Genomic DNA, 241 nt, shown 5'->3' with positions numbered 1-241 from the left:
TCACACAGATTGGCTGATAGTTGTAGACAAGATTAAAAACGAAGCGAAAGCAACGTTGAAAAATAAACGTTAAAAGATAAAAAGAAAATAGAGTATCTTTAATTGATGTCCCCATCGTCTAGAGGCCTAGGACATCGCCCTTTCACGGCGGTAACCGGGGTTCGAATCCCCGTGGGGACGCCAATTAAAGATAACTTTATTAGATTGTCTTACTGTTCTTTAAAAAATTGGAAACAAGCTG

Annotated in this window: 1 tRNA gene; it reads left to right on the top strand. The window is 39.0% G+C overall.

Features of this window, described 5'->3' with window-relative positions:
• Positions 1 to 107 precede the first annotated feature (107 nt).
• A tRNA-Glu gene (locus tag HMPREF2813_RS00350) sits at positions 108 to 183 on the top strand.
• Positions 184 to 241 lie beyond the last annotated feature (58 nt).

This window comes from Haemophilus sp. HMSC066A11, from assembly GCF_001811665.1.
Classification (GTDB): domain Bacteria; phylum Pseudomonadota; class Gammaproteobacteria; order Enterobacterales; family Pasteurellaceae; genus Haemophilus; species Haemophilus influenzae.
This window is presented reverse-complemented; position numbering and strand designations above follow the sequence as displayed.